At 32.8% G+C, this 13,103-nt stretch carries 14 protein-coding genes; 2 read left to right on the top strand and 12 right to left on the bottom strand.

Annotation, left to right across the window (positions count from 1 at the left end; translation table 11 throughout):
• Positions 1–9 precede the first annotated feature (9 nt).
• The 12 genes from FLP_RS16825 to FLP_RS16760 all read right to left on the bottom strand — a co-directional run bounded on the left by FLP_RS16825 (position 10) and on the right by FLP_RS16760 (position 11,207).
• Positions 10–264, bottom strand: a complete 255-nt coding sequence (locus FLP_RS16825) for a helix-turn-helix transcriptional regulator (protein ID WP_207797847.1) — start codon at positions 262–264, stop codon at positions 10–12.
• Between the two features lie 6 nt (positions 265–270).
• Entirely contained in the window at positions 271–513 is a 243-nt protein-coding gene (locus tag FLP_RS16820; RefSeq protein WP_065450695.1) for a hypothetical protein, read from the bottom strand.
• A gap of 35 nt (positions 514–548) precedes the next feature.
• On the bottom strand, positions 549–953 hold the full coding sequence (locus FLP_RS16815) for a hypothetical protein (RefSeq protein WP_065450694.1): 405 nt from the start codon (positions 951–953) through the stop codon (positions 549–551).
• 732 nt (positions 954–1,685) lie between these two features.
• Positions 1,686–2,954, bottom strand: coding sequence for a hypothetical protein (locus FLP_RS16805; RefSeq protein WP_065450692.1), 1,269 nt, complete (start codon positions 2,952–2,954; stop codon positions 1,686–1,688).
• Between the two features lie 1,124 nt (positions 2,955–4,078).
• Entirely contained in the window at positions 4,079–4,336 is a 258-nt protein-coding gene (locus tag FLP_RS16795) for a DUF6952 family protein (RefSeq protein ID WP_017495510.1), read from the bottom strand.
• 108 nt (positions 4,337–4,444) lie between these two features.
• The gene (locus FLP_RS16790; RefSeq protein ID WP_041519142.1) at positions 4,445–4,753 is read right to left on the bottom strand and encodes a thioredoxin family protein; all 309 of its coding nucleotides are present in this window, start codon (positions 4,751–4,753) and stop codon (positions 4,445–4,447) included.
• Between the two features lie 256 nt (positions 4,754–5,009).
• Entirely contained in the window at positions 5,010–5,648 is a 639-nt protein-coding gene (locus FLP_RS16785; protein WP_065450690.1) for a peroxiredoxin, read from the bottom strand.
• A 125-nt stretch (positions 5,649–5,773) separates the two neighbouring features.
• Positions 5,774–7,387: a glycoside hydrolase family 3 protein gene (locus FLP_RS16780; RefSeq protein WP_065450689.1), complete on the bottom strand. Its 1,614-nt coding sequence runs from the start codon at positions 7,385–7,387 to the stop codon at positions 5,774–5,776.
• Between the two features lie 2 nt (positions 7,388–7,389).
• Positions 7,390–7,839, bottom strand: a complete 450-nt coding sequence (locus FLP_RS16775) for a GNAT family N-acetyltransferase (protein WP_083195896.1) — start codon at positions 7,837–7,839, stop codon at positions 7,390–7,392.
• A 179-nt stretch (positions 7,840–8,018) separates the two neighbouring features.
• Positions 8,019–8,360 carry a hypothetical protein gene (locus FLP_RS16770; protein WP_065450688.1) on the bottom strand — a complete coding sequence of 114 codons (342 nt, stop codon included), beginning with the start codon at positions 8,358–8,360 and terminating at the stop codon, positions 8,019–8,021.
• Between the two features lie 20 nt (positions 8,361–8,380).
• Positions 8,381–9,649 carry an MFS transporter gene (locus FLP_RS16765; RefSeq protein ID WP_065450687.1) on the bottom strand — a complete coding sequence of 423 codons (1,269 nt, stop codon included), beginning with the start codon at positions 9,647–9,649 and terminating at the stop codon, positions 8,381–8,383.
• Complete coding sequence (locus FLP_RS16760) at positions 9,636–11,207, bottom strand: glycoside hydrolase family 10-like protein (protein WP_065450686.1); 1,572 nt, start codon at positions 11,205–11,207, stop codon at positions 9,636–9,638. The genes FLP_RS16765 and FLP_RS16760 overlap by 14 nt, the downstream gene beginning before the upstream one ends.
• A gap of 371 nt (positions 11,208–11,578) precedes the next feature.
• On the opposite strand from FLP_RS16760, the gene FLP_RS16755 reads away from it, so the two are divergent.
• Positions 11,579–12,136 (top strand): LemA family protein, encoded by a 558-nt coding sequence (locus FLP_RS16755; RefSeq protein ID WP_065450685.1) that lies wholly within the window; start codon positions 11,579–11,581, stop codon positions 12,134–12,136.
• The gene (locus tag FLP_RS16750) at positions 12,136–13,092 is read left to right on the top strand and encodes a DUF3137 domain-containing protein (RefSeq protein WP_065450684.1); all 957 of its coding nucleotides are present in this window, start codon (positions 12,136–12,138) and stop codon (positions 13,090–13,092) included. The genes FLP_RS16755 and FLP_RS16750 overlap by 1 nt, the downstream gene beginning before the upstream one ends.
• Positions 13,093–13,103: the final 11 nt, after the last annotated feature.

Below are 13,103 nucleotides of genomic sequence, written 5' to 3'. Positions count from 1 at the left end.
TAGATTACCTTAACTATTGTCGAGTAGATTAAATTCAAATCCTAAATACCATGAGAATTTAGATAAGTAATCTAAGCTACAATTGAATTTACCACTTTCAATCTTTGAAATTGTGGTTCTGCTCACCTTCATTATTTCCGCTAGCTGCTCTTGATTGTATCCTTTTTTCTCTCTTATTTTACGAATACTTTCTCCCATTTTTATACGGCAATTATGAAGATGGTTTTCTATTGTACAATCAGCACTTTGTTTTTCAACTTTCATGAGTTCTTATGATTCGGATATTTGTCTCGTAATGATTTCGACGGCTTCTTCTTTGCTAAGAATATTGTTAAATTCCCGCAATGAATCTTCATCTCTGTAAACTCCATTTCTGTCATTCCAACTTAACCATTCAATTAGATTTTCACGAGACCAAAATTGCAATTCAGATTGAAGTTTATCTCCACTTAAATTCATTAGCTTATAAAATGGATGTCTAAATTTTTCTTCTTCAGTTACACTTAGATTCATTATGATTGAATTATTTGATTAAAATTTTATTTATTTTACTCTGGAATTACTAATAATGTTCCTGCATGTTCATCTCCATTCCTATCTAAAATAGTTAACCAAACATTGGTTTCTATTCCATTTATACTGTTAGACATATTAACTTCCATTTTTTGTTCACTAACTTTAATGACTATTCCTTCTACTTGTGAAAAGTCAGATTTATTTATAGTTACTTTTTGCCCCATTAGATCATCAGTTTCGACTTCAACAACCTCTAAATCCGTTAATTTAACTTTATTTATCGGAGGAAAAGGTAGACCAGTATTCAATGCTTGAATTTCCGCTCTAGACCTTTCTTGGTCTGTAATAACTTCTAAAACCACATATAATTGGTTTGGTTTTTCATGTGCTAATGGGGTATGAAATTTTACAATTTGGCCTTCTTTAACTGCTTTCATGATGCTAATTTTATTTATTATTTATGCATAAAAAATATGATTCAAATATAATAAAAAAAGTCCTTTGAAGGTGCAATATATTGAACATTTAAAAAAGATAACTTATGAAAACTACAGAGATGTGGAAAATTTAATTATTGTAGAGAATTTTAACAACTAAAAATAATTATATTAAAAATACAAACAAATCATAACAACTATAATTATGAAAAAACTAAAATAGAAAGTAAGTTTATATCTGTTATCTATTTGCACCAATTTCGATGTTAGTTTTATTTTTTCCTGATAAATTATATTTTGATATCTATCTTTCATTATTTCAAAGATATTAAAGTGATTGCATTTTGTTTTACGGATTCCCATAATTGCGACGATTTTTTGAATGTACTCGAAGATGTCGGGAACTTTTTCATGCGCCATAAGCACGGTCTAAAAAATAGATTTGCCCAAAAGTATTTTTAAAGAGGTTCTGCAGGGATTAAAATTGCTTTTTATATAGACTATTTTTCTGAAGCAAAAGTCAAGAAACTACAATCTCAAACTAAAAATAAAGTTTACTAAATTCTTCGATTGTTTTATAACCTAAAAATGAATGCCTTCTTTTTTTATTATACCAATTTTCAATGTATTCGTATACATCAACTTTCATCTGTTTCCTCGATATTAGCTTAAGAAAAACGAAATTGATTATGATTTAACAAAGTTTATAATGTTTATTTGAATTTTAATCTACTATATTCCTATGGTAAGTTTTTTTATGTCGTCTGTTTTTAATGCGTTAGTTACTAAATAAAATTTATAGTCTGAAACTTTTAGACTCTTTGTTTTTTTTATCCATTTTATCAATTCTTGAGCCTTTTCATAACTCGTAAAGGCTAAAGTAGCTGGCTTTTCCATATCAATGTTTTGTATACCTAATTGTTTATCTTCTATAACAATATACCAAAGTTTAGGAGCCCAGCTATCACTATCTGACAAAATTATAGGCGAAGTTGCAGTTACAGAACCAGTTACATATTGAATCACGTCGTCATATTCCGGTACTGTATTTTGTCCTTCAATCACTTTTCTAAGTAGAAAATCATAGGATAATAGTAATGGTATATTTGTTATGGATACTTTTTTGCTATCATAACCAAAATCAGGACTCATGAGTTCCATCTCATTTACCCTAATTTTATTTTGATCGGTAATCGCTATTGTCCCATTATATAAACCATCAAAATCAAAATAACTCAGAGATTTTTCATTTTTTGCTTTTAGAGTTACTTCCACAATTATATTTCCGCTAATATTCTCATTTGGCAGTGAGGATCTATTAACTTCAAATTCATTTTTATTAACTAAAGCTGCACTTAATCCCGCCATTTTCTCTGAAAAACTTTTCTCCTCACTAAACGTTTTTGTATTTGATACTTCTGCTGCAAGTTTGCCTTGAATAGTACCACTCATCCCTATTTCAGGTGAAAAAGAAGTTGTTGTAGAAGTACCTCCTATAATTTTCCCTAGATCGATAGTCACAGTCTCGGTGGCAATTTTATCCCAACTCACAAATTCAATTTTATCTTTCAGGGCATCTGGTATACTAATTTTAAAATTTATTCTTTCAAGTCGATCTGCTTTTTGAGTTCCTATCACATTAATATTAATTACGATTCTCTTTTTAAATGACAAATTCCCTGAGACTTTTGTTTTTTGTGAGGATTCTTTAACTGAAAGTGCCATTGAGCCAAACAGTTCTTTGGCGTTAGTAGATTTCTTGCCTAAGTCTTCTATAATAGCACTTTGACCTGCCTCGGAAAAATCAAATATCGTTTTATCTGACTTTGTATCTGGATCAAGGACAAAGGCATTAATCTTAACTATTTTATTCGCTGAATCTAAATCATTGTATGATACACCAGCGTTACCTAATTCTTTATAATAAGTCATTACTTTTGGTGTACTACCACAAGAACTAAGCAGCAGTGTGATAAGAAAGAGAATGAATATTTTTTTCATATTATAGTAAATTAAATTTATTAGATAATTGAAAATTGGGAAGCTTGACAATACAAAAAATTGATTTATTTCTTGTTGAACAATTCTCCTTCTTAAGTCCACTTTGTACAACCTCACCATCATATTGCGATTTTGGTAACTTAAGTACTTCCGATGAGAAACAATTTAATGATACTAATCCCTGTACAGTATCAGCAATATTGTAACAGTTCCAGGTAGTTCTTGAGATTTCGGATTCTAAGACCAGTGCATATTTCATAACATAAGTATTTAATTATCAACAACTAAACAAATATAAATTAATAATTATCATCAAAAACAGGTAATTCTACCTGTTTTTCATAAAAATCAATAATAAGAAATAAGTTATTCTATTGCAATCCCGCTCAATCCAAATTATAGTTAACATAATCAACAACTTGTCAAGATAGATATTATATATTAGAATAAAATGAGTATCTAAAATTATACGTTTAAACAGATATTCATTATCTTTACATTGTAGTGATTTAATACGCCGAAAGTTAAGTGACCCTATAGGTGACCCTTGCTTAAATAATATATCACAATCCTTGTATTTACTGGAATTGACATAAAATCAGCGGAACCTCTTTCTCCGCCAGTAGAAGTTTCAAAAGAAACTTTAAAAATCAATAGCCTTCAAACATTATAGTTTGAAGGCTATTCTGTTTTCTGGCGATTTCAAAAATACATATTATTTTAACTGTCAATAGAGAAACAGATCGATACAAAAAGCTATGTGGGAGAAAAAAAATATCGCAGACAGCACAAAGTTTTGTATTAATTTAACTTTGCGTTTTCTTTGTTTTCTAAAGCGTTATTGGATAAAATCTTCCTGTTTTCTGCGGTAAAAAATAATTAGGGATTATGCTTTTATATTTAAGCTAAAGTTCGTAATCTTTATATGAATGTAGCTTTGCTAATTCTATGCTTTTTAAGACGTTTTTAGATAAAAATATTGGTTAAGTGTAACTTCATTTCGTCGCAATCAAAAGTATGTAAAAACTGCCACTGAAATAATAAAATAAAAAAAAACGCTTTCTTGGAAGGAAAGCGTTTCTTACGTCATGTTTTTTTGTTTTTTCTTTGAAAAAGAGGTCGATTTATTTATCGATAGAACCTAAAACACGTTTCATAAACGCATTAAGAGCTTCTTTCTTATCGGTGCCCTGAACAACCATTTTGTGTACTTCAAGCGCGCCATACATATTAGAAATTAATTCACCAATTACATCTAATTCTTCATCTTTTAGGGATGGAATTTCGGTCATTGCTTCCAGAACTTCGATTGTTTCAATAATATAATCCTGATCGTTTTCTTCGATAAATTGGGTCAACTGCTTTATTACAGGTAATTTCATATTTATACTTCTTAGATTTTTAGACATTCTTAGACTCTTAGACTTTTTTAAAAATTAAGACAACATCTAAGAAGTCTAAAAATCTAAGCCAGTCTAACTAATCTAAATTTAAGCAATTGCGTTTACCAAGTCGATTAAAACTTCTTGTTTGTTGGTTTGAGTTTCTCCAACTAATTTTCCATTTACAAAAGTGGCGAATGTTGGCAGGTTGCTTACATTAGCTAATTTTCGTGATTCAGGAGAATTTTCTGCATCAACCAAAACAAAAGTGATAGCTTCATTTTCTGTTGCTAATTTTTTGAATTTTGGTTTCATAATACGGCAATTTCCACACCATGAAGCTGAATATTGTACTACTACTTTTTCGTTTTTAGCAACTAAATCTGCTAATGTATCTTCGTTTAAGTCGATTAACATAATTTTTAAATTTTCAATGTCAATTTCAATAACAAAAATCAATTTTAGGTAAAGTCAATTTAAATGCCCATAGTAGATTTGAAAAATATTAGAACGTAGTTAAAAAACGATCCTAAAATTTCCCTGACATTGAAATTGCAATTGATTTTTGACATTGCAATTGAAATTATTGTTATTGATTTTTTGAGAGAAAAACTCCAAATCCTCAAATTGGGATTTGGGATTTGGAATTTTATAAAATGTGGTATTCTATTTCTTAGTTTGCGCTCAAGTATTCAGCTGTACTGATTCTGTCTGCGCTCATTGCTTCTTTTCCAGCTTCCCAGTTTGCAGGACAAACTTCTCCTTTTTCCTGGATATGAGTATAAGCATCAACCATACGTAAATATTCGTTTACGTTACGGCCTAATGGCATATCGTTTACACTTTCGTGGAAAATTTTTCCAGTTTCGTCAATAAGGTAAGTAGCTCTGTAAGTTACGTTTGAACCTTCGATGATTACTGAATCCGTTTCTTCGCTGTATTCTGTAGAATCGATATCTAAAATTCCTAAGATATTAGATAAATTACGGTTTGTATCTGCCAAAATTGGGTAAGTTACACCTTCGATTCCACCATTGTTTTTTGGAGTGTTTAACCAAGCAAAGTGTACTTCGTTTGTGTCGCATGAAGCTCCGATTACGATAGTATTTCTTTTCTCAAATTCTGGTAATGCAGCTTGAAAGGCGTGTAATTCAGTTGGACATACAAAAGTGAAATCTTTTGGGTACCAGAACAATAATACTTTTTTGTTGTTGTTTACTGCTTCTTCAAAGATGTTGATTTTTAAATTATCACCCATTTCTGAAATAGCATCTACTGCAATACTTGGGAATTTTTTTCCTACTAAAGACATATTTTTCGTTTTACGTTAAAAATTTATTTCTGATGCAAAAATAGGGTATAACTACACCTTCTTACAATAAGAAGTGATTATAAATATTTATAAGTTGATAGTTTTTGGCTATGTATAATTGTAAGTTATTGGATGTCAATATTTACCGGAAGAATTCCGTTGCAAGGAATATTTTCTAAAAATTGAATTCCTGCATTTTTTTGGAACTCATTAAAATCCTGATAGACCTGAATTAATCCTGAAGCCTTTGTTAGATAAGGAATAATAGGTAATACGTAAGGATTTCCGAAAACGTAAACAATACATTTTTTGGTTTGCAGTAAGTTCGAAAGCAATTCTAAAACCTCGTCATTGATTTCAAAATTGTTCATAGGTTTTGCTTTTGGAACAAATAATGAAATAATAATAGTTTCGAAATTCTCTAAACTCGATGCAATTGATTTAATATCTGAAACTTCTAAGTTTTCGAAAGCAAATTCGGGAGATTGTAATTTTGAATTTAATGTTTGAAAGAAAGTATTCTCTACACCTTTATATAAACTCAGTTTTGCTAATTGATTGTTTTTTTGTGCTTCAAAAGCTAATTCAGTATTTAAGTTGTCGATAATTTTTGTAATCGAATGTTGCGCAACTTCAAAATTTAATACCGAAGCTTTTTCGAAGTCGAGTTCTCCTGAAGTAAAAGTATTATCAGACAGGATTCCCACTTTTTCTTTGGCTTTCATGATTCTGTTGAAACTTTCTTCGATACGTTCCGGTGATGCATTTTTAAGGATCGCTTCAATTCCCTCGGGAACATTTTCGGCGAAGCATAAAACGTCGTTTCCGGCGTTGAAGGCTTCCCATTCAAGTTCTCCTTTGGTTTCGTAGAGTTTAGAAACACTGTGCATGTTTAGCGCATCAGAAATTACCAAACCGTCATAACCCAATTGCTTGCGCAAAAGCGTTTCGATAATAGGTTTTGATAAAGTTGCTGATGTATTTTTTCCGTCATTCAAACTCGGAACGGCCAAATGACCAATCATAATCGAGTCTACATTATTTTCGATTCCTTTAATGAAAGGATATAATTCGTTTTCTAATAATTCTTCAAGCGTTTCATTTAAAACCGGTAATCCCAAATGCGAATCGACATTGGTGTTTCCGTGTCCGGGAAAGTGTTTCAGGCAGCCCAAAACACCAACTTCCGACATTCCATTAAGATATTCAATCGAAAAATCAGCTACTTTTTCTTTGTTTTCACCAAAAGAACGATACCCAATAACAGGATTGTTCGGATTATTATTAATGTCTGCCAAAGGCGATAAATTATAATGAATTCCGGCGGCTTTTAAATCTAAACCAATTTGTTTACCTACTTCGTAAACCAAACTTGATTTACTTTCTGGCAACGCGCCAAGTGTAATGGCATACGGATATTGAGGTGTTTTTTCGATACGCATCGCCAGACCCCATTCGGCATCAATACTGATTAAAAGTGGAGTAGAAGCGGCTTTTTGGTAACGAACAATCAGATCTTTTATTTTTTTATAGCTATCATCATTAAAAACGATTTTTTTCTTGCTTTCGTAATTTGTTGCAGCACTCGCACGGCTGTGAAAAAACGTCAGTCCGCCAATGTTATGTTCTTTTATTAAACGTTCAGTTTCCTGAATGTTTTCTTCGGTATCGTTTATAAAAACTGCGGGAAAAAAGAATTGTCCCACTTTTTGTCTTAATGCTTGAGCTGTCATTTTCATTATTATAAAGTCTTTTTCATACAGACACTATTATCTATCTTTTCGTAAGGCGGATAATTTGGAATTATGGTATAATTTAGTTTTTGATATAAGTTGATGGCTTCGGGCTGGTTTTTTCCGGTTTCGAGAATAGTATAGACATAACCGACTTCTTTCGCCCAAATTTCTAATGCTGCTAAAACTGCAGAAGCAATACCTTTTTTACGATGATCAGGATGCACGTACATTCGTTTGATTTCGACTGTATCTTCTTTTTTTTTGCGAAAAGCGCCGCAACCCACAGCAATGTCATTTTCATAAAAAACGATAACATGTTTTATTGCATCGGTTTTATTAAATTGATTGTAAAAGGCGTGATCTTCTCCGTCTCTGATTTTTAAATCCTGGTCTAATAAAACTACCAGATTTTTAAAATCGATATCTTCAGAGTTGGTTCTTTTTAAGGTAATCATGATTCAATAAAAATATTTTAATAGAAGTCTTATTTTTTTACCATTAAGATATTAAGGTCATAAAGCTTGGCTTAAATTACTTAATATCTTAATGGTAAAAGAAAATTAAGTTTAATTTTTTTTAAAAAATCAGTTACGCTCTCTTTAAATATTTAGAAATATTATTTTGAGGCATTTACTTATTTCAGTTTTGCTTTCTTTTGTTTGGCTAATTGTTTTTTAGTTTCAATTGCTTTCTCGAGTCGGTTTTTAAAACGGAAAAGTTTGGGTAAACCTTCTAAACGGTCTTCGAGAGTGATTTCCTCATAAACAATAATGGCTTTTTCTAAAACCCTAATCTCATTGTCGAGATCGATTTGGTTTTTGTAGATCGTTGCCAATCGGTCGTAAGGATGATTTCCTTTAAAACCTTCGCTAATATTTTCTTCGTATAACGCAATTGCTTTCTCAATTTCTCCTGCTTTCTCCAATTCAATTGCTTTCAGGTTTCGTTCAACCTGGATGTTTTCATTGATTTCCATGGGCGTTATATGTATAGCTGTTATGCTGTTTTTTTACCGAAATCTTTTGGGAATTCTAAAAAACGGGATAGAATTAAACCCGGCATTGTAGCCAGAAGAACCCAAATAAAGAAGTTATCATAGCCTAAATATTTCTGAATATAACCACTTAACATTCCCGGAAGCATCATTCCTAATGCCATAAAACCAGTTGCAATTGCATAATGTGATGTTTTTGATTCGCCTTCGGCAACATGAATTAAATACATCATAAAAGCTGTAAAACCAAAACCGTAACCAAATTGTTCTAAAATCACTACGGCATAAATATAATAAATGGATGTGGGATGGAAAAAAGCCAGTAAAATAAAACCAACAATAGGTAAATGCATTGTCAGGAACATCGGAAGCATCCATTTCGTAAGACCTTGTTTCGATATCGCGATTCCGCCTAAAATTCCGCCCAGAGTCAAAGCTCCAACGCCAAAAGTTCCGTAGATTATTCCAACAGCTTCGGTATCTAATCCCATACCGCCTAATTCTTTTCCGTCCAATAAAAACGGACTCAGCATTTTGAGCAATTGAGATTCTCCTAATCTGAAAACCAGAATAAAAGCTAAAATTAATCCGATTCGTTTTTTCTTGAAGAAACTGATAAATACAGTAGCAAAGTTTTGATTTTGATGTGCTTCTTTATTATTCGCTAAAGCATTGATTTCATTTTTTGGTGTAAAAATAAAATTATAAACTGTTATAAAAGTCATTAATAAACCAACAGCAATCATCGTGGACGACCAGGCTTTGGTATTATCTCCGTATTTGTGTTCCAGATAACCGGCAAAAAGTACAATTAGTCCGTTTCCTGCAAGTAATGAAAGTCTGTAAAAAGTACTTCTGATACCCAGGAAAAAAGATTGTTTGTCTTCCGGTAAAACCAACAAATAAAAACCGTCACTCGCAATATCATTAGAAGCCGAAGCAAAAGCAGCAACCCAAAAAATGGCCAGAGTCATGATGAAAAAGCCACTCGCCGGAATCGTAAATCCGACCAATAAAAAAGCAATCGAAATAAGCAATTGCATCGATAAAAACCATTTTCTTTTGGTTCCGTGTAATTCTATAAACGGACTCCAAAGTGGTTTTATAACCCATGGCAGGTATAATAAACTGGTGTAGACGCCAATATCTTCATTTGAAATTCCCAAATTTTTGTACATAATGACAGAAACTGAGATGATTACGGCATAAGGTAAACCAGATGCGAAATTGAGAAGCGGAATCCAAAACCAGGGTTTATTATCTATTTTCATTAGGCTGAGCAGGTGAATAAAGTTTAAATGTCTTTTTTAAGTCGATCGTAGTTGGGGTACTTTCGTTTGCAAAATAATCAATAAATGTCACAGCGCAAGCTTTATACTGATTCATTTTTTCAGCCGGGATCGAAAACTGAATAGTCCCGTTGTTTTCGTAAACGGTAATCTTCTCAATTATTTTTGAAGGATCATTAATGTCTATTTTCGATGTGCTTTCTCCTCCGTAAACCACCATATAACGCACCTTTGTATTCAAAGGAGCTTTGATGTTAAAGGCATAATGAACACTGTCTTTTTGGTATTCATTTACTACCGGAATATCAATTACAATGTGTTTTAAATTAGGAACCGCAGCGGGAAGCGCAGGATATTTATATTGATTTTCTTCTAAAACCCTTACCACATCAAAGTTTTTGTTCATGAACCATTTCGAACTAAAATACGCACTTCCGCTTACTTTTTTGAAACTTCTCGCAAAATCAATCTGAGTTGGAATTTCATTTACAAAGTTCCAGCTTTTGTCACTGTCACCTCTAATTTTATACGAAGCGTGGCCAATATACAAAGCAGTATTATTAGAGTTTTCTGACCACCATTTCACCAATTTAGAGTAAGAAGCCCTTGGGTTATTCATACTCCAGTACAATTGAGGCAGGATATAATCGATCCATTTTTGGTCCATCCATAAAACAGGATCTGCATATAAATCATCGTAATTGGATGTCGATTGTGTCTCAGAACCTTTTGGATCCATCGATTTATTACGCCAAACTCCAAACGGACTGATTCCGAATTGTACCCATGGTTTACTGGCTTTTATGGTAGTCGAAATCGTGTGTACAAAACTGCTCACATTCGCACGACGCCAGTCTGAAAGACTTAAACCTGCACCATATTTTCTATACGATGCCGTGTCGTTAAACGTCTTTCCCGGAACGGTATAAGGATAAAAATAATCATCAAAATGAATCGCGTCGATATCGTATTTATCAACGACTTCTTTTACAACTTTGGTCAAATGTTGCTGAACTTCGGGCAATGCAGGGTCGTAATAGTATTTTCCGGCATATTCTATCATCCATTCCGGATGTTTAAAAATGTCGTGATTTGGGCTTAAAAGATTTTTGTTTAAATCGAAACTTGCACGGTACGGATTCAGCCAGGCGTGAAATTCAAAACCTCTTTTATGCGCTTCCTCAATCATCCATGCTAATGTATCGTAATAAGGGTTGGGTGCAACACCTTCTTTACCGGTTAAAAAACGCGACCACGGCGCAAATTCTGATGGATAGAAAGAGTCACCAACACTTCTAATCTGAACGATTACCGCATTATAATTGAGCTTTTTGTAAGCTTCTAAAATCTCAAGATAATCAGCTTTTTCTTTTTCAACACCGTCAATGGCTGTTTTGGGCCAGTCGATATTGACAACGGTTGCAATCCAGACACCTCTAAATTCGTTTTTAGGGTAAATTATTTTTTCCTGTGCATTAGAAATTAATCCAACGAAAAATAAAAATATAATAGAGAAAAGTACTTGCTGATTTTTATGCATTTCAATCTTTTTTAACAGAAACCAAAAATAGTTTTTTTAGCGGACTATAATAAATAATTAATAAATTATAATTTCAACGGTATTTATTGGGTTTTCATATAATAGCTTGTGTTTTTTATGATTTAGGCTGTACTGAAAAATAGTGATTGGGTTTACAACCGAAAATTGTACCATGGATTTCACTATGTGGATTTCAGTATTTTATGTGATAAACGGAATAAACAGCAAGCAAATCTGATGCCGAAAAGTTTTTTTAATTCTGGCGAAGTGATTTTTCTTGCTTTACTAAATTTGATGTCAACAGCTAAAAATAAAAAAGATTCATTTTGTTTTTTATTTATATTTGAACCCAACCAATTAAAACTAAATTCATGTTTGTTATTTTACCCATCATTATCATCTTCATATTTTTATGGATATTCTATTATAATTCCCTTATCGGAAAAAGAAATCAGGTAACGAATGCTTTTTCGGCTATTGATGTGATGCTCAAAAAACGTTTTGATTTGATTCCGAATCTGGTTGAAATTGTAAAACAATATACCGATTATGAACAAAGTACTTTAACAAAAATCGTAGAGCTTCGTGCCAAAGCGACTTCCGGTTCGGTTAGCGATACGGAAAAAGCGAGTCTTGATGCTGAATTGAGCACGACCGTAAGAGGTTTAATGGTAAATGTCGAAAATTATCCTGACTTAAAAGCAAACGCAAGCTTTACTAATTTGCAAACCACCTGGACAGAAAGCGAAGAGCAAATTGCTGCTGCCAGAAGAACCTATAATGCTGTAGTAACAGATTTTAATAACGCGATCATGATGTTTCCGGGTAATTTATTTGCCGGAATGTTGAGTTATACCCCAATTGAAGTTTTGGCAACAGCCGAAGAAGAGCGTAAAAACATTAGTGCAAAAGAGCTTTTTAATCGCTAATGGATTCAGAAATTAGTAATAATCCCGGCTTGCAGGAGGTTTTGAATACATTAGAAGTCGACCGTAAAAAAATTGCGTCGACTTATACCGTTTGTTACACCGTATTTGGTATTGCGGCATTGCTTATCGTGGGCGGTTTGATTATAGGAGCTGCAACGGTGGCTGTTATATTAAGTTTGATTCCGATAATTGTGGGTGTTGTAATGCTTTTTCAGATCGATGATGACGCACGAAAATACAAAGTAGCTTATAAAATGAATGTTGTAGCAACGGCATTAAAAAAGATCAACGAAAGTCTCACCTTTGTTCCTCAAAGCGGACTTGCCGAAGGTGAATTTATAAATTCTGATCTTTTTACAACCGAACCGGATCGCTATAAAACGCAGGATTTAATAACCGGAACTGTCGATAAAACTTCTTTCTCATTTGCCGAAGTTCACGCCGAATATAAAACCGAAACGCAAACCAAAAACGGAACGCGTACCGAATGGCACACCATTTTTAAAGGAATTATTTTTGTCGCCGACTTTAATAAAAACTTTACCGTGTCGACAGTTGTCAGACCAAAAAGCTTTGGAAATACGGTTGGCGCATGGTTTTCTAAAAATATTTTCAGTTTTGGAAATACCGAAATTGTTCAGTTAGAAAACACCAATTTCGACAATCAGTTTGTTACCTATTCCAGAAATCAAATCGAGGCAAGATATATCTTAACGCCCGCCATGATGGAAAGAATTTTGGACCTAAACAACAAATCCGACGAAACGATTTCGCTTTCGTTTATAAGTTCAAAAATGTACATCGCTTTCCCGTTAAGCAACAATTACTTCGAAGCGCCTATACATTCGTCGCTTCTAGTACCCGATTTACTTACCGATGATCTTTCGATTGTTCAGTTTATGCAGGATATTGTTCATGAACTGGATTTGAATACCAGGATTTGGGGGAAGGTGTAAACTTCTTACAA

The organism is Flavobacterium piscis (assembly GCF_001686925.1).
Classification (GTDB): Bacteria; Bacteroidota; Bacteroidia; order Flavobacteriales; family Flavobacteriaceae; genus Flavobacterium; species Flavobacterium piscis.
The sequence above is the reverse complement of the archived record's forward strand: the minus strand, read 5'-3'. Positions and strand labels throughout refer to the sequence as shown.

Coding starts and splice junctions, on each gene's coding strand:
- FLP_RS16825 (WP_207797847.1), bottom strand. CDS start 264: ATGAAAGTTGAAAAACAAAGTGCTGATTGTACAATAGAAAACCATCTT.
- FLP_RS16820 (WP_065450695.1), bottom strand. CDS start 513: ATGAATCTAAGTGTAACTGAAGAAGAAAAATTTAGACATCCATTTTAT.
- FLP_RS16815 (WP_065450694.1), bottom strand. CDS start 953: ATGAAAGCAGTTAAAGAAGGCCAAATTGTAAAATTTCATACCCCATTA.
- FLP_RS16805 (WP_065450692.1), bottom strand. CDS start 2,954: ATGAAAAAAATATTCATTCTCTTTCTTATCACACTGCTGCTTAGTTCT.
- FLP_RS16795 (WP_017495510.1), bottom strand. CDS start 4,336: ATGAAATTACCTGTAATAAAGCAGTTGACCCAATTTATCGAAGAAAAC.
- FLP_RS16790 (WP_041519142.1), bottom strand. CDS start 4,753: ATGTTAATCGACTTAAACGAAGATACATTAGCAGATTTAGTTGCTAAA.
- FLP_RS16785 (WP_065450690.1), bottom strand. CDS start 5,648: ATGTCTTTAGTAGGAAAAAAATTCCCAAGTATTGCAGTAGATGCTATT.
- FLP_RS16780 (WP_065450689.1), bottom strand. CDS start 7,387: ATGAAAATGACAGCTCAAGCATTAAGACAAAAAGTGGGACAATTCTTT.
- FLP_RS16775 (WP_083195896.1), bottom strand. CDS start 7,839: ATGATTACCTTAAAAAGAACCAACTCTGAAGATATCGATTTTAAAAAT.
- FLP_RS16770 (WP_065450688.1), bottom strand. CDS start 8,360: ATGGAAATCAATGAAAACATCCAGGTTGAACGAAACCTGAAAGCAATT.
- FLP_RS16765 (WP_065450687.1), bottom strand. CDS start 9,649: ATGAAAATAGATAATAAACCCTGGTTTTGGATTCCGCTTCTCAATTTC.
- FLP_RS16760 (WP_065450686.1), bottom strand. CDS start 11,207: ATGCATAAAAATCAGCAAGTACTTTTCTCTATTATATTTTTATTTTTC.
- FLP_RS16755 (WP_065450685.1), top strand. CDS start 11,579: ATGTTTGTTATTTTACCCATCATTATCATCTTCATATTTTTATGGATA.
- FLP_RS16750 (WP_065450684.1), top strand. CDS start 12,136: ATGGATTCAGAAATTAGTAATAATCCCGGCTTGCAGGAGGTTTTGAAT.